26 protein-coding genes and 1 pseudogene are annotated in these 23,435 nt (G+C 60.7%); 19 read left to right on the forward strand and 8 right to left on the reverse strand.

Going from position 1 to position 23,435, the window contains the following annotated elements:
• Nucleotides 1–3 precede the first annotated feature (3 nt).
• The 5 genes from JOE65_RS00580 to JOE65_RS00600 all read right to left on the reverse strand — a co-directional run bounded on the left by JOE65_RS00580 (nt 4) and on the right by JOE65_RS00600 (nt 3,221).
• Complete coding sequence (locus JOE65_RS00580) at nt 4–795, reverse strand: amino acid ABC transporter ATP-binding protein (protein ID WP_205161425.1); 792 nt, start codon at nt 793–795, stop codon at nt 4–6.
• Nucleotides 782–1,441 (reverse strand): ABC transporter permease subunit, encoded by a 660-nt coding sequence (locus JOE65_RS00585; RefSeq protein WP_205163944.1) that lies wholly within the window; start codon nt 1,439–1,441, stop codon nt 782–784. Before JOE65_RS00585 ends, JOE65_RS00580 begins: the two co-directional genes overlap by 14 nt.
• Before the next feature lie 9 nt (nt 1,442–1,450).
• Nucleotides 1,451–2,269, reverse strand: coding sequence for an amino acid ABC transporter substrate-binding protein (locus JOE65_RS00590; RefSeq protein WP_205161426.1), 819 nt, complete (start codon nt 2,267–2,269; stop codon nt 1,451–1,453).
• Nucleotides 2,270–2,340: 71 nt separating this feature from the next.
• On the reverse strand, nt 2,341–2,910 hold the full coding sequence (locus JOE65_RS00595) for a hypothetical protein (protein WP_205161427.1): 570 nt from the start codon (nt 2,908–2,910) through the stop codon (nt 2,341–2,343).
• The gene (locus JOE65_RS00600) at nt 2,829–3,221 is read right to left on the reverse strand and encodes a hypothetical protein (protein ID WP_205161428.1); all 393 of its coding nucleotides are present in this window, start codon (nt 3,219–3,221) and stop codon (nt 2,829–2,831) included. Before JOE65_RS00600 ends, JOE65_RS00595 begins: the two co-directional genes overlap by 82 nt.
• A 166-nt stretch (nt 3,222–3,387) precedes the next feature.
• Here JOE65_RS00600 and JOE65_RS00605 point away from each other — a divergent pair, with 166 nt between their 5' ends.
• The 8 genes from JOE65_RS00605 (at nt 3,388) to JOE65_RS00640 (ending at nt 10,061) form a co-directional block, all read left to right on the forward strand.
• Nucleotides 3,388–5,274 (forward strand): FAD-dependent monooxygenase, encoded by a 1,887-nt coding sequence (locus tag JOE65_RS00605; RefSeq protein ID WP_205161429.1) that lies wholly within the window; start codon nt 3,388–3,390, stop codon nt 5,272–5,274.
• A gap of 12 nt (nt 5,275–5,286) precedes the next feature.
• Nucleotides 5,287–5,832: a DUF421 domain-containing protein gene (locus tag JOE65_RS00610; protein ID WP_205161430.1), complete on the forward strand. Its 546-nt coding sequence runs from the start codon at nt 5,287–5,289 to the stop codon at nt 5,830–5,832.
• 34 nt (nt 5,833–5,866) lie between these two features.
• Nucleotides 5,867–6,889, forward strand: a complete 1,023-nt coding sequence (locus tag JOE65_RS00615) for a restriction endonuclease (protein WP_205161431.1) — start codon at nt 5,867–5,869, stop codon at nt 6,887–6,889.
• Nucleotides 6,890–6,943: 54 nt separating this feature from the next.
• Nucleotides 6,944–7,192: a type II toxin-antitoxin system Phd/YefM family antitoxin gene (locus tag JOE65_RS00620; RefSeq protein WP_205161432.1), complete on the forward strand. Its 249-nt coding sequence runs from the start codon at nt 6,944–6,946 to the stop codon at nt 7,190–7,192.
• A complete protein-coding gene (locus JOE65_RS00625) occupies nt 7,189–7,452 on the forward strand; it encodes a type II toxin-antitoxin system RelE family toxin (protein WP_205161433.1) in 264 nt (87 codons plus the stop codon). The genes JOE65_RS00620 and JOE65_RS00625 overlap by 4 nt, the downstream gene beginning before the upstream one ends.
• Nucleotides 7,453–7,523: 71 nt before the next feature.
• Nucleotides 7,524–8,690, forward strand: a complete 1,167-nt coding sequence (gene argE, locus JOE65_RS00630) for an acetylornithine deacetylase (RefSeq protein WP_205161434.1) — start codon at nt 7,524–7,526, stop codon at nt 8,688–8,690.
• Between the two features lie 85 nt (nt 8,691–8,775).
• On the forward strand, nt 8,776–8,913 hold the full coding sequence (locus tag JOE65_RS00635; RefSeq protein WP_205161435.1) for a hypothetical protein: 138 nt from the start codon (nt 8,776–8,778) through the stop codon (nt 8,911–8,913).
• A 5-nt stretch (nt 8,914–8,918) separates the two neighbouring features.
• Nucleotides 8,919–10,061 carry a N(5)-(carboxyethyl)ornithine synthase gene (locus JOE65_RS00640; protein WP_239536566.1) on the forward strand — a complete coding sequence of 381 codons (1,143 nt, stop codon included), beginning with the start codon at nt 8,919–8,921 and terminating at the stop codon, nt 10,059–10,061.
• Between the two features lie 145 nt (nt 10,062–10,206).
• Here JOE65_RS00640 and heR read toward each other — a convergent pair whose 3' ends face one another.
• Both heR and JOE65_RS00650 read right to left on the reverse strand, forming a co-directional pair.
• Entirely contained in the window at nt 10,207–10,983 is a 777-nt protein-coding gene (heR, locus tag JOE65_RS00645) for a heliorhodopsin HeR (RefSeq protein ID WP_205161436.1), read from the reverse strand.
• Nucleotides 10,984–11,296: 313 nt separating this feature from the next.
• Nucleotides 11,297–12,229 (reverse strand): transposase, encoded by a 933-nt coding sequence (locus JOE65_RS00650; RefSeq protein ID WP_205161437.1) that lies wholly within the window; start codon nt 12,227–12,229, stop codon nt 11,297–11,299.
• A gap of 125 nt (nt 12,230–12,354) precedes the next feature.
• On the opposite strand from JOE65_RS00650, the pseudogene JOE65_RS00655 reads away from it, so the two are divergent.
• The 3 genes and pseudogenes from JOE65_RS00655 to JOE65_RS00665 all read left to right on the forward strand — a co-directional run.
• Nucleotides 12,355–12,954, forward strand: a pseudogene (locus JOE65_RS00655) (endo alpha-1,4 polygalactosaminidase); the annotation flags it as partial.
• Between the two features lie 514 nt (nt 12,955–13,468).
• Complete coding sequence (locus JOE65_RS00660; protein WP_205161439.1) at nt 13,469–14,005, forward strand: hypothetical protein; 537 nt, start codon at nt 13,469–13,471, stop codon at nt 14,003–14,005.
• A complete protein-coding gene (locus JOE65_RS00665) occupies nt 14,002–14,364 on the forward strand; it encodes a GntR family transcriptional regulator (RefSeq protein ID WP_205161440.1) in 363 nt (120 codons plus the stop codon). Before JOE65_RS00660 ends, JOE65_RS00665 begins: the two co-directional genes overlap by 4 nt.
• Nucleotides 14,365–14,386: 22 nt before the next feature.
• Here JOE65_RS00665 and JOE65_RS00670 read toward each other — a convergent pair whose 3' ends face one another.
• Nucleotides 14,387–15,109, reverse strand: a complete 723-nt coding sequence (locus tag JOE65_RS00670) for a GntR family transcriptional regulator (RefSeq protein WP_205161441.1) — start codon at nt 15,107–15,109, stop codon at nt 14,387–14,389.
• A gap of 121 nt (nt 15,110–15,230) precedes the next feature.
• On the opposite strand from JOE65_RS00670, the gene JOE65_RS00675 reads away from it, so the two are divergent.
• From JOE65_RS00675 to JOE65_RS00710, 8 genes are all read left to right on the forward strand, one after another.
• Entirely contained in the window at nt 15,231–16,565 is a 1,335-nt protein-coding gene (locus JOE65_RS00675; protein ID WP_205161442.1) for an ABC transporter substrate-binding protein, read from the forward strand.
• 148 nt (nt 16,566–16,713) lie between these two features.
• Nucleotides 16,714–17,583 (forward strand): carbohydrate ABC transporter permease, encoded by an 870-nt coding sequence (locus JOE65_RS00680; RefSeq protein ID WP_205161443.1) that lies wholly within the window; start codon nt 16,714–16,716, stop codon nt 17,581–17,583.
• Nucleotides 17,584–17,586: 3 nt separating this feature from the next.
• On the forward strand, nt 17,587–18,456 hold the full coding sequence (locus JOE65_RS00685) for a carbohydrate ABC transporter permease (protein WP_239536567.1): 870 nt from the start codon (nt 17,587–17,589) through the stop codon (nt 18,454–18,456).
• A gap of 35 nt (nt 18,457–18,491) precedes the next feature.
• Complete coding sequence (gene nagB, locus JOE65_RS00690) at nt 18,492–19,280, forward strand: glucosamine-6-phosphate deaminase (protein WP_205161444.1); 789 nt, start codon at nt 18,492–18,494, stop codon at nt 19,278–19,280.
• Complete coding sequence (locus JOE65_RS00695) at nt 19,277–20,239, forward strand: glycoside hydrolase family protein (protein WP_205161445.1); 963 nt, start codon at nt 19,277–19,279, stop codon at nt 20,237–20,239. Before nagB ends, JOE65_RS00695 begins: the two co-directional genes overlap by 4 nt.
• 25 nt (nt 20,240–20,264) lie before the next feature.
• The gene (locus JOE65_RS00700) at nt 20,265–21,167 is read left to right on the forward strand and encodes an endonuclease/exonuclease/phosphatase family protein (RefSeq protein ID WP_205161446.1); all 903 of its coding nucleotides are present in this window, start codon (nt 20,265–20,267) and stop codon (nt 21,165–21,167) included.
• 18 nt (nt 21,168–21,185) lie between these two features.
• Nucleotides 21,186–22,145 (forward strand): ROK family protein, encoded by a 960-nt coding sequence (locus JOE65_RS00705; RefSeq protein WP_205161447.1) that lies wholly within the window; start codon nt 21,186–21,188, stop codon nt 22,143–22,145.
• A complete protein-coding gene (locus JOE65_RS00710; protein ID WP_205161448.1) occupies nt 22,142–23,371 on the forward strand; it encodes an amidohydrolase family protein in 1,230 nt (409 codons plus the stop codon). The genes JOE65_RS00705 and JOE65_RS00710 overlap by 4 nt, the downstream gene beginning before the upstream one ends.
• Nucleotides 23,372–23,435 lie beyond the last annotated feature (64 nt).

Raw genomic sequence — 23,435 nt, forward strand, 5'->3', positions numbered from 1 at the left:
CCGTTAGAAGGGGTTCAGCAACCGCTGCACGAAGCGGCGGGTACGCTCCTCGGCAGGCTGGCGCAGGACGACGTCGGGGCTTCCCTGCTCCACCACCACGCCACCGTCCATGAACACCACCTGATCCGCGACCTCGCGTGCGAATGCCAGCTCGTGGGTGACGATCACCATGGTCCAGCGTTCCTCGGCGAGTTCCTTGATAACCGTGAGGACTTCGCCCACGAGTTCCGGGTCCAGGGCCGACGTCGGCTCGTCAAACAACAGCACGTCCGGGTGTAATGCCAGCGCGCGGACAATGCCCACGCGTTGCTGCTGCCCGCCGGAAAGCTCCACAGGATGCTGATCCTTTTTGTCCGTCAGCCCGACCCGGTCCAGGAGTCGCTCGGCCTCTTCCACAGCATCCGCCCGACGTCGGCGCTGCACCTGCACCGGGCCCTCGATAACGTTTTCTAGCACGGTCTTGTGCGGGAAAAGGTTGTACTGCTGAAACACCATCGCGCTGCGGTCGCGCAGGGCGGCCTGCTGCCGGCGTCCTACCGGGCCGGAAAAGTCGACGGCGGGTCCGCCACGGAAGGAGACCGTACCGCCGTCGGGCGTTTCCAATCCGTTGAGCGAGCGCAATACGGTGGTCTTGCCGGAACCAGATGGTCCAATCAGGGCCACCACCTGGCCCTCCGAGACGGTGAGGTCGATGGACTTTAGCACTTCATTGGCACCGAAGGACTTCTGCAGGCCGCGGACCTTCAGGACGGGCTCAGTGTTCTCAGTGTTCTCAGTGTTCTCAGTGGGCGACATAGCGGTCCAGCCTCTTCTCCATATAGGACTGTGCGGACGACAGGGCCAGGCAAATGACCCAGTAGACAGCGGCAGCTTCGATGTAGAGCACCATGAATTCCTGGTTGAACGCGGCGATCTCCTGCGCCTGCCGGAACAGTTCGGTAACCAGGATCAGCGATGCCAGCGACGTGTCTTTCACGAGGCTGATGAAGGTGTTGGACAGTGGCGGCACCGAGACGCGGGCGGCCTGCGGCAAGATGATGCGACGCAGAGTTTTGCCATTGGACATACCGATGGTGTGGCCGGCTTCCCACTGTCCGCGAGGGACAGAGAGGATCGATGCGCGGATGATCTCCGCCGCGTACCCGCCCACGTTGAGGGAGAACGCAATGATCGCGCTCGGCCACGGGTCAATGGTCAGCCCGATGGACGGCAGCCCGTAGAAGATCACGAAGAGCTGCACCAGCAACGGTGTCCCGCGGATAATCGACACGTAGACCCGAGAGATGCCGCGAAGTACTGCTACCGAGCTGAGCCGCATTAGGGCAATGATCAGGGCGAGCGCCAGACCCAGAATAAAGGACGCCAGCGTCAGCGGAATAGTACCTTTGATGGCCCCCTGGATCATGGGCCAGAGCGAGCGGGCAATGAGGTCCCAGTCGATGCCCACCGCTTAGCTGCTGACGTCGGTACCGAAGTACTTGTTGGAAATCTCCGCGAGCGTCCCGTCCTGCTCCAGCTCCGCGAGCGCCTTGTTCACGGCGTCGACAACCTCCGTGCTTCCCTTCCGGAAAGCGAGCGCGGAGTAGGACTTCTCTTCGGTTTCGGCCGCAATCTTGATCTCGTCGTCGGGCGAGTTCTTCTGGTAATCGAGGTAAGTGAGCTTGTCATTGATCGTGGCGTCCACCCGACGCTGTTTCAGGAGAGTGACCGACTGTGCCCACCCCTCGACCGCCTGCACGTTGGCGCCGGACTCCTTCGCCAGTTCATACCAGTTGCTGGTGAGGGACTGTGCGGTGGTTTTGCCCTTCAGATCATCGAAGGAATCAATGGCCTTGTTGTCCACTCTGGTCACGATGACGCCGGAGCTGACGGTGTACGGCTCAGAGAATTCATACTTTTCTTTGCGCTCATCCGTCATGGTCACCTGGTTCGCGATGACGTCAAAGCGTCCGGCTTCCAGACCTGCGAAGATCCCGTCGAACTGGGTTTCCTCAAACTCGGCCTTCACTCCCAGCTTGCCGGCAACGGCCTTCATCACCTCGACGTCGTACCCCGTCAGCTCACCCGTGCCGTTCTCGTGGAAGGTGAAAGGGCGGTAGGTTCCTTCCGTTCCCACGGTGATGACGCCGGCGTCCTGAATTTCCTGCAGGGTGGTCGGCGCGGCGCTGGAGTCCGGAGAGGACGGATCGCCCTCGGTGCTACTGCAGCCGGCAACGGCCAGGGTGGCGGCCATTATGAGGCCAAGAAAGGAAAGCCGAGGGCGGGTCATGGGATGTCCTTCTGATCGGGAGGGTTTCCAGTACAGCAGGAGCAACCATGGGTTGGCTAGCAATTATTCCGCTATTCGTAGAGCACGTACTCCGGCTGCGGCTTGAGAGCGAGCACCTCGGCCGGCGTCATCAGCGGCCCCAGCGCTGCATCCTCCTCGAAGAACAGCTTGAACCCGGGGTGCACGGTGGCCGGCTTGCCCGCCATGACCGCGTTGTACGTCTCGGTTTTGCTGCCTGGGCTGCCGATGCCGTCCACACTCTGCACGACGGCGACGCCCGAGTGTGCCTTGATGGCATCGGCGTTGGTGACGACTCCGTTGGCAACCTGGTGGTAGACCAGCACCTTCTGCGGCAGATCGTTCTTGGCAACAATGCCGTCCAGATGGGCCGCGATCGTGTTGATTTCTGTCCCGTCGGTGTTCCCGTACGTGAAACCAGGGATCTGACCGGGCCCCACATCCCATTCGGGATCCAGGGCGATGCCGACGTCGAGCTCCTTCAACCACTTTCCTAACCGCTGAACCTCTGCGGTCATCGACGACCGTCCCGGTTGGATATTCAGCAGCAACAGCGCATCGTGGCTCCGGGCGGCGTCCAGATAGCGACGAATCGTTTCATCGGAGGTATGCGTCCGGTACATCCCAGGTTGCCAATCCCCAGCCGTCCCATGGCGGGCGCGTGCGGGTGGCCACTGTAACCCACCAGCCGGTAGTCGGGGAAGATTTCCATGCCGCCGCGGGGCAGCTCCACCGGCTCCGGGGTGGGTGTAGGCGTTGGGGTTGGCGTGCTGCTTGCGGTTGCCGATTCCGTTGCGGGACCGGGCGACGACGCCGTCGCCCGGACAACGGACGCTGTGGTCTCTGGTGCTTCTCCCCCGCCAGCAGTGCAGCCACTCAGGACGAGGGCAGCCGCGACGAACAAAACGGGCAGCGAACGGTGCAGGGAAACCATTCGTGCGAGTCTAGCGGGGATGGGGTGAGGGGAAGGGCTAGCCAGCGGTTGTGACCCGCATCATGCTTGACGTAAAGTGTCACCAACACGCCTTATTCGATTATTGAACGCTGCGTTCAACTATCGAACACTCGTAGATTTTCAGCCAGAGAAGTGAGGACCATCCGTGCAGTTTCACCACCACGGTTACGTATCCGGGGACCCGCGCGTCCAGCCAGCGGCCGGCGTCGGCATCGACCGCCCTGAGGAACTGCCCAACGAGGTTGACGTACTCATTGTGGGATCCGGTCCTGCGGGCATGCTGACCGCAGCGCAACTTTCGCAGTTCCCCGGCATCACCACGCGCATTGTTGAGCGCCGTGAGAACCGGCTGGAAATCGGGCAGGCTGACGGCATTCAGGCCCGCAGCGTTGAAACGTTTCAGGCGTTCGGGTTCGCGGAGCGGATCACCGCCGAGGCGTACTGGATCACCGAGATGGCGTTCTGGCGGCCCGACACCGAGAACCCCACCAACATTATTCGTGGCGGCCGCGCCGTTGACGACGCAACGGGCATCAGCGAATTCCCGCACCTCATCGTCAATCAGGCCCGCGTGCTGGACTACTTTGCCGAGGTCATGGCGAACTCCCCCACGCGCATGAGTCCGGACTATGGTCTGGAGTTTCACAGCATGGTGGTTGCCAACGACGGCGACTACCCCGTCGCCGTGACTCTCACGCAGGTCGGTGGCCCCAACGATGGCCAGGAGCGCACGGTAAAAGCCAAGTACGTTGTCGGTTGCGATGGCGCGCGCAGCAAGGTTCGCGCGTCCATTGGCTGCACGATGGCGGGTGATCAGGCCAACCACGCCTGGGGCGTCATGGATGTGGTGGCCAAGACGGACTTCCCGGACATTCGCACCAAGTGCGCCATTCAGTCGAACGACGGCGGCAGCATCCTGCTGATCCCCCGCGAAGGCGGACACCTCTTCCGCATGTACGTTGACCTCGGCGTGGTGGCGGAGGACAGCAAGGGCGCGATCCGCAAGACCACCATCGAGCAGATCATCGCCAAGGCCAACGCGATCCTCACCCCTTACACGCTCGACGTGCGCAACGTCGCCTGGCACAGTGTTTACGAGGTCGGACACCGACTCACAGACCGGTTCGACGACGTCCTCCCCGACTCGATCGGCACCACTACCCCGCGCGTGTTCATCACCGGCGACGCCTGCCACACACACTCCGCCAAAGCCGGCCAGGGCATGAATGTGTCCATGCAGGACGGGTTCAACATCGGCTGGAAGCTCGCCCATGTCCTCGAGGGCCGCAGCCCAGAATCACTGCTGTCCACGTACTCGGCCGAGCGCCAGGTCGTGGCAAAGAACCTGATCGACTTCGACAAGGAGTGGTCAACGCTGATGGCCAAGAAGCCCGAGGAGTTCGAGGACCCCTCCGAGCTCGAGGACTTCTACGTCCGCACCGCCGAGTTCCCGGCCGGGTTCATGACCGAGTACACGCCGTCCATGATCACAGGCGACGCAACGCACCAGGACCTAGCCACCGGGTTCACAGTGGGCAAGCGCTTCAAATCCGCCATGACCCGGCGCGTTTGCGACACCAACCCGATCCACCTCGGTCATCACGCCACAGCGGATGGCCGCTGGCGAATCTACGTCTTCGCCGACGCCGCTCCGGCCGGATCGCCGTCGGGCGTCACCGACCTCGCCGAATGGCTGTCCAACGCACCGGAATCACCGCTTGCGGTTACTCCGGAAGGGGCCGACGTCGATGCCTGGTTTGACGTGAAAGTCATCTACCAGCAGCCTCACCAGGATGTGGACTTCAACGCCGTCCCGGCAGTGTTCAAACCCGACGTCGGGCCGTTTGCGTTGACCAACTACGAGAAGGTTTACGCAACTGATCCGAAGTCCGACATCTTCGAAGAGCGTGGCCTGTCCCGCGACGGCGTGGTTGTGGTGGTGCGACCGGACCAGTACGTGGCCAACGTGCTACCGCTGGCGGCGACCGACGAACTCGCCGCGTTCTTCGCCCCGCTGCTGTCTGCACGCTAAAAGGAGCTGTACATGTGGACGGAATTCGGGCTTGATTGGGTCGATGCGGCGAGGGTGGTCATCTCGTCGATCGTCTTCTACGTCGCGGTGCTCCTACTCGTGCGATACCTCGGTCAACGCACGCTGGCCAGCCTCTCGAGCTTCGACATCGCCGCGATTATCGCCCTCGGTGCGGTCATTGGTCGAGCCATCCTCGGCGACACTCCTACGCTCGTGGCCGGGCTCCTGGGCATCACCACGCTCTTTGTCCTTCAGGCACTGACCGGTGAGCTCCGGCGCAACCGTAAGGCCGCCCAGATTGTTAACAGTCCTGCTGTCCTTCTGATGGCAGGGCCACTGTTGCTCGATGAGAACCTCAAGAGATCGCACATCGTTGCCAGTGAGGTGCACACGCGGCTGCGTCTGGCTGGTATCCGTTCGCTTGAGGAAGTGGCGTGCGTGATACTCGAACCAACCGGCCAAATCAGCGTGCTGCGTCGCGGAGAGAAAATCGCCCCGTCGCTGCTCGTGGGCGTTATCGGCGCTGAGCTGTTGCCGGCGTCGTTTATCGGTGAGTAACGGACGCAGGCAATCAAGCTGAATAAGGGGAAAATTGAAGACTATCTGGGGAATTCACAACGACGCACTGACGGACGAACTGGTCGACGAGGGATTCGTCAGCATTGGTTGGGAGATCGGTGATATCCGGGCCATCGGTAGTAGCCGCGCTCAACTCAAGGAAGCTCTGGAGCGAAAATACCCCGACGAAAAACCCGGCGCTTATCCGGTCTGGGCAGGAATTCTACTGCGGTTCGCGTTCGAGATGGAGCCAGGCGACATCGTCATTGCTCCGAATAAGCGAGACAGCACCCTGAACTTCGGCCGCGTCGTGGGTCCGTACGAGTTCGAGGTCAACGAACCGATTCATCCGCACCGTCGTCGTGTTGAATGGTTACATACCGGAGTCTCTCGCGGGCTGTTTCCGCAGAAAGCACTATACGAAATTGGCTCGGCTTTGACATTGTTCCGCGTCAAGAACAACGACAAAGTGTTTAACGCGTTCCTCGCAGGTAATCAGCAAGGTGCCGTTGATCCACAGCCAGCGGTAGCGCCGCAAGAAGCAGCCGAGGAATGGGCTGAAGACGAGCCAAGTGCCACTCGCCTAGAGCAATTTGCACACGACACCATTCTCAAAGCACTCCTCGAAGAGCTGAGCCATGAAGAGTTCGAGCACTTCACGGCTGACCTTCTGCGTGCCATGGGCTACCAAGCGCGAGTGACGCCTTTCTCGTCCGATGGAGGCATCGACGTCATCGCCCACCGCGATCCTCTCGGCCTTGAGCCACCTCAGATAAAAGTGCAGTGCAAACACACAGCGGCCCAGCAGTCGCGACCAGACGTTCAGCGACTCAGTGGCACTTTGGCCCAAGGTGAAATGGCCTTATTTGTTTGCCTTGGTAATTACACCAAGGAGGCCTGGGGCTACGAACGAGAGCGGCAGAACTTGAGACTCCTTACTGGAGCAGATGTCGTTGACCTCACTTTGAAGCACTACGATTTACTTCCAGCTAAATGGCGGGTCCGCATGCCCCTCAGGCAGGTTTACGTTGTGGATAGAGTCGCTGAAGGTCGCTGACTTGGCGAGGCGTAACTTCTGTACATTCTTCAATTAGAAACGTACACTTAAATCATGTCAACAATGAGCGTTACGGACGCGCGCAGTCGTTTTCCTGAAGTTCTGGAGCGAAGTAAAACCGAAGCCGTGTTCCTCGAACGCCACGGGCGACCCACCGCAGTCGTCCTCAGTCCTGAACAGTACGAAAAGATGTTGGAAGCCCTCGAAGACGCTGAGGATGCAGCGGCTTTTGATGATGCTATTGCCGAGGAAGGCGACAACATTCCCTGGGCGCAGGTCAAGTCCGATCTCGGTTGGGAATGAGCACCTACCGAATCGAGCTGCGACCGGCCGCAGTGAAGGCACTGCGGAAAGTTGACCACCAGGACCGCGCTCGCGTTCAGGGCGCCATCGCACTTCTGGGCACAAACCCACACCCGCCAAGCGCCAAGGCGCTGCAAGGCAGGCCGGGCTTCCGCGTACGAGTGGGCAATTACCGCATTATCTATACGGTCGTCGACGACATCCTACTGATCGTCATCGTGACCCTGGGTCACCGGTCAAGCGTCTATGGGCATCCCTGAGACGGCAACTTCGCGATTCCCTATCGACACCGCGTTGACGACGATCGCACCACCCCGGGTAGAGTCGGCAAATGAATTCTTCGCTGGACTGGATCACCCGCCTCGTCTCCTTTGACACCACCTCGCGTGACTCCAACCTTGACCTGATCGACTGCATCGCCGACGAGTTGCGCAAGTACGGCGTCGAGCCGTTGATCCTTGCCAACGAGGACGACGCCGAGGTCCGCAAGGCCAACCTCTTCGCGACGTTCCCGGCACACGATGGGACTACAGAAGGCGGCGTCATCCTGTCCGGGCACACCGACGTTGTACCGGTCGATGGGCAGAACTGGGACAGTGATCCGTTCACCGTTCAGGAACGTGATGGCCGGCTCTATGGCCGCGGGACAGCGGATATGAAGGGCTACCTCGGCGTCATCCTCGGCAAGCTGGAGCACATCAGTCAGGCCAAACTCTCCAAGCCACTGCATCTAGCCTTCTCCTACGACGAAGAAGTTGGGCTGCTTGGCGCTCAACGGATGGTCGGGCAGTTCGCAGAGCACGGCATCAAGGCGGACTCCTGCATCGTGGGCGAGCCCTCGGGCATGCGGGTGGTACGCGGACATAAATCGATCAACCTGTTCGTCGCGCGATTCCATGGGGTGGCCGCCCACTCCTCGCTGACTCCCAATGGCCTGAACGCCATCCACTACGCAGGTCGCTTCATCGAGTTCTACCGCCAGCTGACCCAGGGCTGGAAGGACAACGGACCGTTCGACGACGCCTACCCGGTGTCGTTCACCACGGGCGGAGTGAACGTGATCTCAGGAGGCATTGCCGGAAACACCGTGCCTGACCTGTGCGAGGTCGAGTTCGAGTTCCGCGCGCTGGGAACCGTTAAGGCAGACCCCATCGTCGCGCAAATACGCGAGTTCCTCGTCGACGTGCTCGAACCCGAGATGAAGGCAGAAAACCCTGCAGCCAGCATCGAACTGGTCACCAAAGCACGCGGCCCGGGGCTGGACACGGATGACGACGCCGCCGTCGTCCAGTTCGCTGTGGACTGTGGCGGGCTGGCCACTGACGAGAAGGTCACCTACGGAACCGAGGCCGGACTGTTCCACGGCGTGGGTATCGAAACGGTTGTTTGTGGACCCGGCGAGATCGCCGTCGCCCATGCGGCCAATGAATACGTTGAGCTGGAACAGATCGAGGCTTGCGAGGCGTTCATGGACTCGCTCATCGAGCATCTCGAGTAGGAGCAATGCCGTATGGTCAGGGGTACGGAGCAAATCACTGCTCCTGTTAAAGCGCAGCATTATTTGATGCGCTGAGGAGACACTCATGGCCGACAAATCGCCCCGACAGTCCGCATCCAAAAAATCGGGTAAGTCCCTCAAGGAAAAGCGCACCGAGAAAAAGGCAAAGGCCTCCGGTGCCACTACGCCTGACATCCTGACCACTAACAACAAGAAGCGCTGAAGCATTTGACTCTTCTAAAACTCGGAGTTCTTGCCACAACGCGCAAGCCTGATGAGCGCAGGCTTGCCATTCACCCCTCGCACATTGAACGCATTGACGCGGACCTTCGCGAGCAGATCATTCTTGAGCAGGGCTACGGCGAACGCTTCGGGATTTCGGACGAGAAACTCGCAGGGTACGTGGGGCGGATCGCTCCGCGGGAGGAGCTCCTCGCGGCAGCGGACGTGGTGGTGTTGCCAAAACCTCAGCCGGCGGACCTCGAAGAGTTCCGCGACGGCCAGATCCTCTGGGGCTGGCCACACTGTGTGCAGGACCGCGACATCACCCAGTTGGCCATCGATAAGCGGCTGACGTTGATCGCCTTCGAAAGCATGAACCACTGGGCGTCCGACGGCGGTTTTGGTCTCCACGTTTTCCATAAGAACAACGAGATGGCCGGCTACTGCTCGGTGTTGCACGCACTGGAGCAGACCGGATCAACGGGCGACTACGGCCGTCGCCTCAGCGCCGTCGTCATCGGTTTCGGAGCTACAGCTCGCGGCGCGGTAACGGCCCTTAACGCGCACGGCATTCACGACGTCCAAGTGCTGACAAACCGTGCAGTGGCCGCCGTTGGATCACCGATTCACTCGGTCCGGATCACCCAGTTCGATCATGACGAAAACGCCCCGTACCTCAGCAACGTCATCACCGACCGGGGACGGATGCCATTGGCGCCTTTCCTTGCCGAGCGCGATATTGTGGTGAACTGCACCCTGCAGGACCCTAACAATCCGTTGATGTACCTGGACGAATCGGATCTGGACGCGTTCAGCCCGGGCAGCCTCATTGTCGATGTGTCCTGCGATGAAGGCATGGCGTTCAGCTGGGCCAAGATGACCACCTTTGCCAATCCCACGTTTGAGGTCGGCGACCACGTGGTCTACTACGCAGTGGACCACACGCCGTCGTACCTGTGGAACTCGGCGACGTGGGAGATCAGCTCGGCCCTGATCCCGTCACTGCGCACGGTCATGAGCGGTCCCGAGAGCTGGGACGCTGATTCCACCATCGCGCGTGCTATCGAGATTCGCGACGGCGTCATCGTCAACCCTGCGATCCTCGATTTCCAGGAACGCGCGGCGGACTACCCGCATGCGCTTGCCTGAAATCAACTGATCACCGCATAAGGCGGGCGGACCCCCTCGGGACAACCCGGATTTTGCGTTCGAGTGGGGGACTACCAGATCTTCTACACGATCGACGATGACGTTTGCTGGTCGTCTTTGTGACGCTCAGCTTCTGAAGTGGACGTTAGACGGCGAGTGAGCCAGCGAAGATCTGCCAGGCCAGCGCGGACTTTGCTACCAGGCTGAGCACTAAGTAAACCTTTTCTCCATAGCCGTAGTTCGCCCATTTGCCGACACCGCGGTACTGCAGCCACTGATTGACGGCGAAGCTCATGAAGAACACGAACAACGACACGACGATGCCGTAGACAAACCCGGGGACCTGATTGGCGTCACCGCCACTGGCCCCAATCAGGTTAACGAGAATCGCCACCCACGGGGCAGCGCCTGCGATGCAACCGAACCAGAACGGCAACATAGTGGTGTGAGCCCTGCCGGGCGGGTTCATGACCTCCTGCAACCAGCCAAAGAGGATCATCGCCACGTTGGCACCCACAACCAACACCACTGCAGTGATACCTGTAATACCGTTGTAGAAGCCGATGAGGACCACCATGATCGTGGCACTGACGGAATATTCAATCCATCTGAAGCGGTTCATCCCAGCACGCAGGTCCTTCTCGTAGCGAGAGCGGAACACGGTGGCGGTCAAGAGGTGATCGAGTGCAGCCAGCGCCAGGAAAACTGCAATGACAGGCCCTATTGCAACATCGAACAAGGGCTCAGGCGCTGGTGAAGCTGCGCCCGGTGGGCCTGACGGGAACTGTGACGTTACGGTGATCGCAAAACCATTGGCGAGCACAAGTACTGCTATTACCTGAGCTGCGTGCAAAAGCGTGAGGCTGAGGTTCCAGCGACGAAGCCGGATCATTTCGGAATCGGAAACTGTTTTGGCTTCCATCGCTGTCCCTCCTGGAGGGGGCCGGGTGACATACGCGGATTACCCTATTGCCAACGTAATGCAGGTACAACGCCCTGAGCAACGCTTTCAGTAATCGAGCAGTGAAATCGACACCTTTGTCCGTGTTACCTTCAATTCATGCATCCATTCTCCAAGGGTTTCTTGAGCCTCGGAGTAACCTCATTTTTACTTTTTGGCACCGGCTGTGCGGATGTTGAGACCTCGAACGTCCAGGTGTCATTGCCGCCAACAACAGGATCCTTCGATTACCAGCTCAACGGGGGTTACGTCCCAGCAGATGGCGTTAGCGTCCTCACCCGAGACAGCACGGACATGCCTGCCAAAGGGGCTCTTCGCGTTTCGTGGTGAATATCAGCCCGCTGATATTCACCACGAAACGCGAAGAGCCGTGTTGCTCCCGGGCGACGCGCTGGCGGACCCCGGTGAGCATGTCATTGGCCAGCAAGACGAGGTGGAAGTGATCCACGCTGACGGCGGCATCGGGCAGGTGCTCGCGCAAGGCTTTGCGGAACGCCGCCGACGGGTCGATCCCGACCGTCTCGATGCCGGCCAGCCAGGCGGCGGGTCGGGACTTGAGCCAAGCCCCGACGCCGTGGCTGTCGCGGCCGTTCACGATGCCCAGTACCTGGCCGGAATCGACATCGACGATGGTGGACATCCATGGCTCGAACCGGGACCATTTCCCGCTCTGCTGGTCCTTGAACCAGCGCACGGATCGGTAGCGGTGCTCATCGATCCCCAGCCGTGCCGGGGTCAGCAGGTCCACCGATGGCAGCGCCAGGGCGGCAGCGACAACAACAGTGTTGACCAGCCACCAGGAGACCCCGAACGCGGCCGCGACCTCGCTGGCCGCTCTGCCGGAGGAGACGACGGCGTCTTTGAGCGTGTCCTTGAGTCTGGCCGTAGACCGGGCGAAGCGGGGCACTTGCGGGGTCGACTCGGCAAAGGTCTTCCGGGTGCAGGCAGGTTCGTCACAGAAGAACCGGCGCTTGGCCCACCACACGCTCACCAGCCCGGCGACAAGGATGTCGCGAACTCGCTGTCTCCGTCTCGAATGCACCCGGGTGGAAATCATGCCGCAGCCAGGGCAGCCCGGCGGGAAGTCCGAGGCGATGGTGACAACACGGATACCGTCACCGTTCATAACGGCGGTGACGATTCGGTAGTCGGGCAGATTGAACAGTGTCGTCGCCGCATCCGGGCACGACTGGGTAGGCTGGTTCAAGGCTCGTGGTTCCTGACTTGAGAAGAATGCTAGACACATCCATCTCAACAGGGCCACGGGCCCTTACTTTGCTACGACACGAACCCCGGATTCACCACCAACCGTGAAGAGCCGCCAAAGGGGTCTACTCCATCTGTTACGTGAACGGATTCCAAACCCAGCCGGGCGAAGTGTGGCCGGAGTCATTACTCCTCAACACGGCTCCAGGAGAACCTTTGGTAGACCCCGGTTGGCCTGATGAACACCTATTGGACATTTCTACGGCCGCGAAACGCTCCGCTATAGCTGACCGTCACCAGCAAACAATCGCCCACTGTTCAGCAAAGGGCTTTAGGGCCATCGAGTTCGACAATCTCGATTCTTGGACTAGATCCAAAGCCGCGTTGAGCATGGATCATGCAGTCGCATTCGCGAAGCTCCTAGTGAAAGCGACCCACGAGGCCGGCCTAGCAGCCTCTCAGAAGAACACCCCCGAACTTGCCACGGTAGGGAAGCAGGACATTGGGTTCGACTTCGTCACCACCGAAGAATGCGACCGCTATTCCGAGTGCACGGCGTACGCCGAGGTTTATGGGAAACACGTCCTCGACATTGAGTACACCGATGATCTTCGAGGTGATTTCTTCGAAATCTGCTCTCGGGACACTACACCTCAGCAGACCGTCCTGCGGGACCGCGACCTTGCTCCTCGGGGTACCACTGGTCACATCAGCGAGCGTTGTTGAACCAAACCCTGGTTCTCGGGCAGCCCCTTCAGACCGGCAGGAAAGTTGGTCGATACAATTACGGCAGCGTACCAATCACGTGATACATTGAATGTACTTGCTGATTGATACACTCCTACCCTGTTGTGAGGGCACAATGCTTCTACTCGTCTGGTTCGTATTCGGCACTATGATCTTGGGCATTCTGGTCGGGGGCACATGGTGGCTGATCCACGGTCGTAAAACCAAACCGACGTCTGGAGCGGTTGCACTCTTTACAGCATTGGGGTCAGGAGTAGCTTTCCTCGGAGCAGTTTTTCTGCGCACGGTTTCTGCTCCGCTGTTGTTTCCGTCACCACTGTCCAGTGAAATCGCTCGGTGGCTGTCAGACGCGCAATTCACAAAACCGCTCGCGCTGGGAATTTGTGCGGTCATTATCCTCGCGTTCCCCCTGACTACGCCTTCCCCTCAAGGAAGTGCCGACCTGACTCCCAGAAATCCATTCAGTTTCGGTCGGAAGAGGTGGTTCATCGGCATGGCCTCTATCGTCGGGGTCATTGTCATCGTCACAGTTCTGGCCGGGATGGCATCCGAGCCCGATGATGAGGGCCTCTGGCGCAGCATAACTGTTGATTTCGGGACCACGACCATAGGGACTGGTATCTACGGGTGGTACTACTCTGTTCCCGCTCTCGCACTGCTGGCCGTCCTTCTTGCAGCGACAGTCCTCGCATTGTGGCTGATCGCTCGCCCCGCGCTTGGTGTCGACCACGCCAACGATGTCCTTACCCGCAGATGGAGGACTCGCAATATAGTGGCAGTGGCATCCGGCGCACTCCTCTTACACCTGTCCGCGGTCTTCAACTCCGTGGCAGGATCGGCGTCCTTCCATGCCACCGTACCGGTCGAAGCAGACGTACTTGCCACGTTCGGTCCCTCGTTTGCTGCCCTCGAGCCCATCCTCACCGTCGGAAGTTTTGCGGCCGCGAGCGTTGGATACGCGCTCTGGGTCGGGGTTCTGCTGTCGACTACAGGCGCGCGCCGTGCGGCAGTCACGCGAGTTCGCTCATGATCATCACCTTGACGGGATCGGCGCCGCCCGCCGAACAGATCCGTGATCAAATCCGTGGACTCATCGCCGCAGGCAGACTCGGCGCCGCCGAGCGCCTACCCTCAGTTCGCCAACTCGCAAAAGACCTCGGCGTCGCCCCTGGCACAGTAGCCAAGGCCTATAAGTCTCTCGAAGCCGAAGGATTCATCAGCACCCGAACCGGAGGCGGAACCCGCGTCAGTGCAACAGCTCTGGCCACGCCACGCGCTGTGGTGGACGCCGCTCGGGCCCTCGCCGACATCAGCATCCATTCCCAGATCGACGTTGAGGAAGCGACGCGCCTACTGCACGCCATCTGGCCACCGCCATCGAACGGGTGAGTGCCAGCCACGGAACCCCAAACTACTCAGAGGTTCGGTCCATTCGCGCGAAGTAGTGGAATCGGTCGCCGCGGAAGACCGACTTTGTCCATTCAACGGGTCTGCTATCTGCGTCCAGCCCCAAGCGGTGGATCATCAGCAGCGGCGCCCCCACCTCAATCTCGAGCAGCCGCGCTTCATCCGGTCCTGCAACCCGGGTTGCCACTGTGTCTTCAGCGACCGCGATCTCAATGCTGTAGCAACGGCTCAGCGTCGAGTAGAGCGAGCCGTATTCATCCAGACGCTCGCGAATATGGGGCAGGTCACCGGGAATGTGGGCTATCTCGTGCGCTAACGGTTCACCGTTAATCAGTCGCACTCTTTCAACCCGGGTCAGTAAAGATCCCGGGGACACATCCAGTTGCGTGGCCTGCAGAGCATCAGCCGGAACAGAGTCCACGGAAACGATCCTCGACGAACTCTCCAGATTCTGAACCACTGCGTCCTCAGAAAAGGACGTCAACTGGCGGACATACGTGGGGTGCGGCGCCGCAATGAAAGTGCCCTTCCCCTGCGTCCGGTTCAGTACTCCTTCAGCGACCAGCTCGGCGATAGCCTGCCGCACCGTGGTACGCGACGTGGCGTAACGAACCGCCAGAGCTCGCTCCGGTGGAAGCGGCGCGCCCGGCTCCGACTCCCCCACGAGGAGGCGCAGTTCTTCCTTGAGTACGTAGTACTTGGGAGCAGCAGAGACAGGTAGAGCCATGTAGTGATGGTACCGCGCAAATAAATGGACTAGTCCAATCTATTGACTTGGAAATTGGTCTAGGCCAAGCTAGTCAGATACTCACACCTCAAGAGTTTTACTCGGGATCGAAAGGGACACCATGCTTCATTTAAGAAGGTCGCGTCATGTCGCCGCGACAATCGGCGTCGGGCTTTCCATAGCGCTGGCCATGACAGCCTGTTCCGGCGGGGGCTCGGACAGCGAAGGCTCACAAGACGGGAGCATCGAAGTATGGGCGCACACCGGCCAGAGCGCCGAGTCCGAGGCCCTGCAGGCACTGGTCAAGAAGTTCAACTCGTCGCAGGAAGATGTCACCGCGAATCTGACCCTCATTCCCGAGGCGGACTACACCAGCACCATCCAGGCCACCTCCGCAGATGAGCTGCCCGACGTCATGGAAATGGACGCGCCCACCATGGCGTCCTTTGCCTACGACCGCAAGCTCGTACCGCTGGACGACGTCCTCTCCGCTGACACCCTCGATAATCGCATCGAGGGAGTCAGCGAAAGTGGAACCTACAACGACCAGACCTACGCAGTGGGAATGTTCGACGTCGGCCTGGGCCTGTGGGGGAACAAGGCACTCCTCGAAAAGGCCGGGATCAAGGACATTCCGACGACGGCCGAGGAAGCGTGGACAGTCGACGAGTTCGAAGAGAACCTCGCCAAGCTGGCCAAGACAAGCGCCTCAGGCAAGGCCATAGACCTCGGCGAGGCCAATGGATTCGCTGCCGAGTGGGGCACTTTCACCACGACGCCGGACGTCTGGTCCGCAGGCGGCACCCTCATCAAGGACGGCAAGGCTGAGGGAGTCATCAACAGCCAGGAAAACGTTGACGCGCTCAAGCAGTGGGCATCCTGGAAAGAATACGCAGACCCGAACACCAGCGGAACCGCCTTCCCTGAGGGACAAACAGCACTGACCTGGACCGGTAACTGGATGTACCCCACGTTCAGCGAAGCACTCGGTGAGGACCTGGTCTTGATGCCGCTGCCGGACTTCGGCAACGGGACCAAGGCTGGTCACGGATCATGGCAGTGGGGCGTCACCCCCGCAGCTGAGGGCAACACCGAAGCAGCTGGTTCGTTCCTGGACTTCCTGATGACGGACGAAAGCATCGCCGCCATGGTGGAAGCCAATGCGGCCGTTCCGGGTAGCACCACCGCGCTGGAGCAGAGTGAACTCTACGGACCGGACAAGCCGCTGGAAATGTTCGCCAACAACCTCGCATCCGCTTGCAGCTCAGAGGACGTAACCGAAGAATGCATCGCCGTGGCACGCCCGGTCACACCGGGTTACCCAACGGTGACCAGCTCGTTCGGCAGTGCGCTCCTCGCCATCTGGGGAGGAGCGGACGTCAAGGAAGAACTCGACGCCGCAGCACGCGCCATTGATTCCGACTTCTCGGACAACAACGGCTACGAAGACGAATAACCGAAACAGGAGCGGGGCCGCACAGGCCCCGCTCCTTCGCACGTAGGAGCTCCCCATCGCTACCTCAACTGGCGTAACCCTTCCGAATGCCGACACCATTCGGCGCCCCAGGAAAAAGAACCGGGCCGGCGGTCTTGCCGGGCCGCTCATGGCAACACCTGCGGTGCTGCTGCTCATCCTGTTCGTCGCAGTGCCATTTGTGGCAGCGATCGGGTTCTCCCTCTACAACGTCCGCTTGGGCGATCCGCGCTCCCCCAACTTCATGGGTCTTGAACAATACGCCCGGATCCTCACCGACCCGGATATTTCCGCACAGTTCCTCAGCGCACTGCTACACAACCTCATCTTCGCCGCCGTGGTGGTGCCCGTTCAGACGGCCCTCGCCCTCGGCCTGGCCCTCCTGGTCAAGAAGAGCATCCCCGGCGTCGGGATCTTCCGCTCCCTCTACTTCCTGCCCGTGGTCTTCCCCATTGCGTTGGTTGCCATCATCTGGCGGCTGATCCTTGCCCGCGGAGATCAGGGACTGCTCAACTCCGCCCTGGCCTTCTTCTCCGGCGGCGCCTTTGGTGCTCAGGACTGGCTCGGCTCCGAAACGACGGCGCTGGCATCCGTTATAGTCCTCTCCATCTGGCAGGGCTGCGGATTCCAGATGGTCATTCTCCTGGCCGCACTCCAGCAGGTCCCCGGCGAGCTCTACGAAGCGGCCGAACTAGACCGCGCCGGCCCCTGGCAGCGCTTCCTTCACGTCACGCTTCCCGGCATCAAGACGACGCTTGTCTTCGTGGCGCTCTACACCATGATCCTGTCGCTACGAGTGTTCGACCAGATCTACGTACTGGCTAAATCCGGCGGGGGCCTCAATGAAGGAGCAACACGAACCGTGATGTACGAAGCGGTGACAGCCGCCTTCGACCAGAACAACATTGGCCGAGCGAGCGCGATCTCCGTGGTGTTCTTTGTCATCGTTGTCATCCTGTCCCTCATCCAGCGCCGTGCAACCCGGACCCAGGAGGGCTGAGCGATGCAGACAACAACAGCACCAACCCAGAACATCAGCCGCCGCAGACGAGCGTCATACGTACCCCACTACATCGCTCTACTGGTGACCGGGACCCTATTCCTTGCCCCCGTGGCCTACATGGTCGCGGCCTCACTGGCACCGGCCAGCAAAACCCTTGCCGGCTTTGAAGTGTTCGATGTTTCACAATGGGGCCTGCATAATTACTCCGGTGTGTCCTCCAGTCTCTCCTCGGACAGCACCGGGCACCTGTGGCAGTTCTTCGCCGTCTCCTTCACCGTGACCGTCGCCGTCGTCGGGCTTGGCTTGATCGTCAACTCCATGGCGGCGTACGCCCTTTCGAGGCTTCAATGGCGCGGACAGAAAATCATCCTGCTCAGTATCCTCATGCTGCTGATCGTCCCCTTCGAGGCAGTCGCGGTCCCCATGTTCTACCTCTACAACGACGCACGGAACACCCTGTGGATCCAGATTGTCCCCTTCGTTGGAAACGCGCTGGCCATCTTCCTGTTCTACTCGTTCTTCAGCGGCATACCCCGAAGCATTGACGAGGCAGCCCTCATGGACGGCGCCGGACCGTGGAAGATCTTCTGGCGCATCATTGCGCCCATGAGCAAGCCTGCTTATGCGTCCGTGGCCATTCTGACGTTCCTCACCCAATGGGGTTCATTCCTCTGGCCGGTGCTGATGATTTCGGACCCGAACCTGAGACCCCTACCACTGCAGATCAGTGTCTTTGCCGGGCAACTCCCCCCAGCATGGGGGCAGGTCATGGCGTTCGGGGTCCTGCTGGTCATCCCCGTCATCGTGGTTTTCCTGATTTTCCAACGGTGGTTCATCGAAGGCGTTGCCAGCTCAGCCGTCAAAGGCTGACCCACTCATAAACCCCCGTCCAGAAAGGATCACCGTTGGAAGTTCTCATCCTGCCCCGCCCGGCCGACGTCGGCGCTTACGTTGCCGATCTGTTCGCCGAGCGAATCCAACGGAACCCCGGCATAGTTCTCGGCGTCGCAACGGGATCCTCTCCCCTGGCCACTTACCGGGCGCTCGCCAACCGGAAAGAGCGTGAATCACTACAGGTCGAGGACGTACAGTGCTTTGCCCTGGACGAATACGTTGGTCTTCCCGCCCACCACCCCGGCAGCTACGCAACATTCGTGGAGTCGGAAATCACGGTGCCGCTCGGGCTGAACCCGGCGAACATTCACGTGCCCGACGGCGCCGCCACCAACTTGGACCAGGCCTGCCTGGACTACGAGCAGGCAATCTCCGATCACGGCGGAATCGACCTTCAGATTCTGGGAATCGGCGCGAACGGGCACATCGGGTTCAACGAGCCGACGTCGTCGTTATCATCCCGCACAAGGATCAAGGCGCTCTCCTCCCAGACGCGGGAGGACAACGCACGCTTCTTCGAAGCCCCCGACGCCGTTCCCACCCACTGCATCACCCAGGGACTGGGCACCATCATGGACGTGCACGAAATAGTTCTCGTGGCGCAGGGAACGCATAAGGCGGCGGCAGTCGCGGCGGCGGTGGAGGGCCCGGTAGCCGGGCTATGTCCGGCGTCGATCCTCCAGTTTCACCCTCGGATAACCTTCGTCCTCGACGAAGAGGCTGCCAGCAACCTCTCGCTGCGGGACTACTACCGTTCGGTGCAGACCGCCAAATCATCTCTGGGAAAGGGATCAGCATGACGTTTCGTCTCGAAGAACATTGGGCGTGGGATAGCTGGCTCACCGACGACGGCGAGAATTACCACCTGTTCTACCTCCAAGCGGACCGGTCCTTGAAAGACCCGCAGAAACGACATCACCGCGCGTCGATAGGGCACTCCACGTCCCCGAATCTAGAGGACTGGACGCATCTGCCCAACGCGCTGTCGGCTTCCGAGGGACCAGCCTGGGATGACCTGGCCACCTGGACCGGCTCCACGGTACAAGGACCAGACGGACGCTGGCACCTCTTCTACACCGGGGTGAGCCGCGCCGAAGACGGCCTGCAGCAGCGGATCGGCTCCGCGGTCTCAAATGATCTGGTTTCGTGGACCCGCTCCGAGCAGCCGCCCCTTGAAGCGGATGCCCGCTGGTACGAGAAACTCGGAAACGGGACCTGGCCGGACGAGGCGTGGCGGGATCCGTTCGTCTTCTTCGACGAGGACACCAACCAATGGCACATGCTGATAACGGCCCGAGCCGCCACCGGCGATCCCGCCCAACGCGCCGTCGTCGGGCACGCCGTCAGCCCTGACCTGGAAAACTGGGACATCCAGCCGCCCCTCTCCGCGCCAGCAGGATTCGGCGAAATGGAAGTGCTCCAGACCCACCAGGTCGACGGCGAGTTTGTACTCCTCTTCTCGTGCCTGCCGGAGTACGCTCCCGGAATGCCCGCCTCCGAGCACAACACGGGAACGTGGATCGCCCGCGGAGAGAGCATTCTGGGACCCTGGGACATTGAAGGCGGCTCCCCCTTCTTCATCCCGGGCATCTATGCAACGCAATTGTTCCGCACCCGCGATGGCCAGTGGGTCCTCTTTGGCTTCGGGAACAGTGTGGACGGAGAGTTCACCGGCGAAATCATTGCTCCCATCCCACTCACCGAGGTTCTGGATGGCCAACCCATTTTTCCACCAGTGCTTAACGCACGGCATCACTAAAGGAACCCGAAAGGAAGTCATCAACATGTTCAAAAAACTGATCGCAACCAGTTCCGCGTTCGCGCTTGCCGCCACCGGCGCAATCCTCTGTGCACCGGCGGCCCAAGCCGATGCACAGGGCAAGGACAAGCCACAAGAAGTGACCGTCATGTCCTTCAACATCCACTACGGCGCGGACAGCGACAACGTCCTTGATCTTGAACGCACAGCCAGCGTCATCGAGGATTCAGGCGCGGACATCATCGGGCTCCAGGAGGTGGACAACCACTGGTCCTCACGCAGCGAATTCCTCGACGAGGCCGCCTGGCTCGCCGACCGTCTGGACATGCACTTCACCTACGGGGCCAACCTGGATCTGGAACCACAACGCGGTCAGACCGAGCACAGCCAGTACGGGACTGCAATTCTCAGCGAGTACCCCATCATCTCGTCTGAAAATCACCTCCTCGAAAACATCGACTATGAGGAACGGCCAACGGAACAGCGCGGACTACTTGAAGCAGTCATCAACGTGAAGGGCGCCCACATGTCCTTCTACAGCACCCACCTCGATTTTCAGCGGGCCGAACAGCGCGAACTCCAGGTACAGGAAATTCTTGATATCACGGGCAAAACAAAGCGGCCCACCGTAGTAGTCGGTGACCTGAATGCTGAACCGGATGCGCCAGAACTCCAGCCGCTCTTCTCAACCCTGACCGATACGTTCAAGACGCTCGGACAAAACGAGGACTACACCTTTGCACCGGACATTGACGGTGTGCCCGGCAGCGGATCCGTGGAGAACCCGACCATCCGCATCGACTACATCCTCGCCTCACAGGACATCAAACTGCTCTCCGCTGAAGTCATCACAACATCGGCGTCAGATCACCTGCCCGTCGTGGCAGACTTGCTGGTGCCCAAACGCCCCAACGGCCTGGTCAAGTAGCAAGGACTGCAACACACGATGACGACCATGAACCAAGCCGCGGTGCTGGCAGTCGATATTGGTGGAACAACCATCAAGGCGGCCATCTTCGTAGGAAATGAGCTGGTTTCGGAGCCCATCAGCGTTCCAACCTTTTCGGCCACGTCCAACGCTTACAACAGCGTCGTGACCGCTGTGGAAACGCTGGTGAGGCAGGCAGAACTCCTGCGGCTGGAGCCACGAGTTATAGGCGTGGGCAGTCCCGGTCCCGTGGACTCACAGCGCGGGGTCATCAGTTTCGCTCCCAACCTACGATGGAAAGATCTGCCCCTTGGCAGTGACCTCCAGAAACAGTTTGGTCTTCCAGTAGTCATCGATCACGATGCCAGGACGGCCGCCCGTGCCGAGATGTCGGTACGGGCGGACCTCCAGGATTGTGTATTTATCCCCATCGGTACTGGCATTTCCGCAGCTATCGTCAGCCGCGGAGAGATAATTCAGGGCGCCTTGGGTCAGGCCGGAGAACTGGGGCATATCCAGGTGTTTCCCGGCGGAGAAACCTGCTCGTGCGGGAGCGCCGGTTGCCTAGAGGTTTACGCCTCTGCCAGCGCCATCCTGAACCGCTACCGTGCAGCCGGCGGCACCAGGGCCAGTTCCACAGCTGACATTCCGAGCCTGATCAACGACGACCCTGTCGCGGCCCGAATCTGGTCCGAAGCCATTCATGCACTCGCCACGGCGGTGACCACGCTGACCTCCCTGTTGGATCCAGAAGAAATCATCATCGGGGGTGGCCTGGCAGTAGCGGGACCCACACTCCTGTCGCCCCTTCAGGCTGCAGTGGAGAGCATGCTTCCGTGGCGTAAACCGCCAGTGCTCAGCCTTTCCCGCGTTGGCCCATCGGCCGGGCTGCTTGGCGCGGCACTACTGGCCAGCTCAACCCTCACCAAGGCAACCCTCATCAAGACAACGCTCACCAAAGCATCAGGGGAGCAGTGAATCACCAACAGAAGTCCGTTATCGCCGGCCAGTTGAACACCGGCGTCGACCACTACGCGTCGGGAATTCTAGCCGTGGCCGACGGCGTCATTGCCTATGCCGGCGAGTCCAGCGGGTTCCCCTTAGAGGGCTGGCCGGATCCAGTAGTCGTGGATCCACGGCAGATCCTTGTCCCCGGATTTGTGGACGTTCACTGTCATGGCGGCTTCGGCACAGATTTCTCGTCGTCGTCGGAATCAAGCATCCGGCACGGCCTCCATCAGCTGCACCTGCACGGGGCAACAACGCTGGCGGCCAGTCTAGTCACCGCCGCCAGGGAAGACCTGCTCCAGGGCCTCACACTCTTTGCTTCACTGACCGAGGAGAATCTTGTCGCCGGCAGCCACCTTGAGGGGCCTTTCCTCTCGCACTGCCGTCGCGGTGCGCAGAACCCAGAGTGGCTACGGGAGCCTGACCCGGAGCTGACGCTGGAACTGCTCAACGCCGCCCAGGGCACGCTCCGGGTCATGACCTACGCCCCCGAACTTCCAGGTTCCACGCAGCTGCTGGAGCTCCTGACAGAACACGGCGTACTGCCCTCACTGGGACACACCGACGCCGACGCCGTCACGGCCGCAAAGTCCCTGGCTCACGTACGAGGGTTGCTGGCGTCCCACCCCCAGGAGAACCGACGGGCCGTGCCAACGATCACGCACCTCTTCAACGGCATGCCACCCATCCACCACCGTGCTCCGGGAGCCGCGCTGGCTTGTCTGCGCGATGCCGCCAAGGGCCAAGCGATCGTTGAGCTGATAGCAGACGGAAACCACGTGGATGCGTTCATGATCACCACAACCTTCGAACTTGCAGGGGCCGAGAACATTGCGCTGATCACGGACTCAATGGCCGCTGCCGGGCTCGACGACGGCATCCACCGGCTGGGCTCGAGTGAAGTACGCGTCAGTGACGGCCAGGCAACGCTGACCTCCACCGGCGCCATCGCCGGAGGCACAGCAACCATGGCCGACGTTCTGCGGACCACCCTTGCGGCAGGCGTGCCGTTCGCAGACGCGGTCCGTTCAGCGACCGTTGTCCCCGCGGGAATCCTTGGCCTATCCCACCGTGTCGGAAGCTTGTGCGCCGGAATGGACGCCGACGTCGTAGTCCTCAACGATCAGCACACGGTCTCTGCCGTCATGCGCAAGGGCAGCTGGATCAAGGACCTCGAGGCCGAGGTCGCTGAGTGAACGTGTTCCACCGCCTGTTGTGCAGATCGCGGGCTCTGGCGTGACTCTGTCATGCAGGTCAGGG

Source organism: Arthrobacter roseus, assembly GCF_016907875.1.
GTDB lineage: Bacteria > Actinomycetota > Actinomycetes > Actinomycetales > Micrococcaceae > Arthrobacter_J > Arthrobacter_J roseus.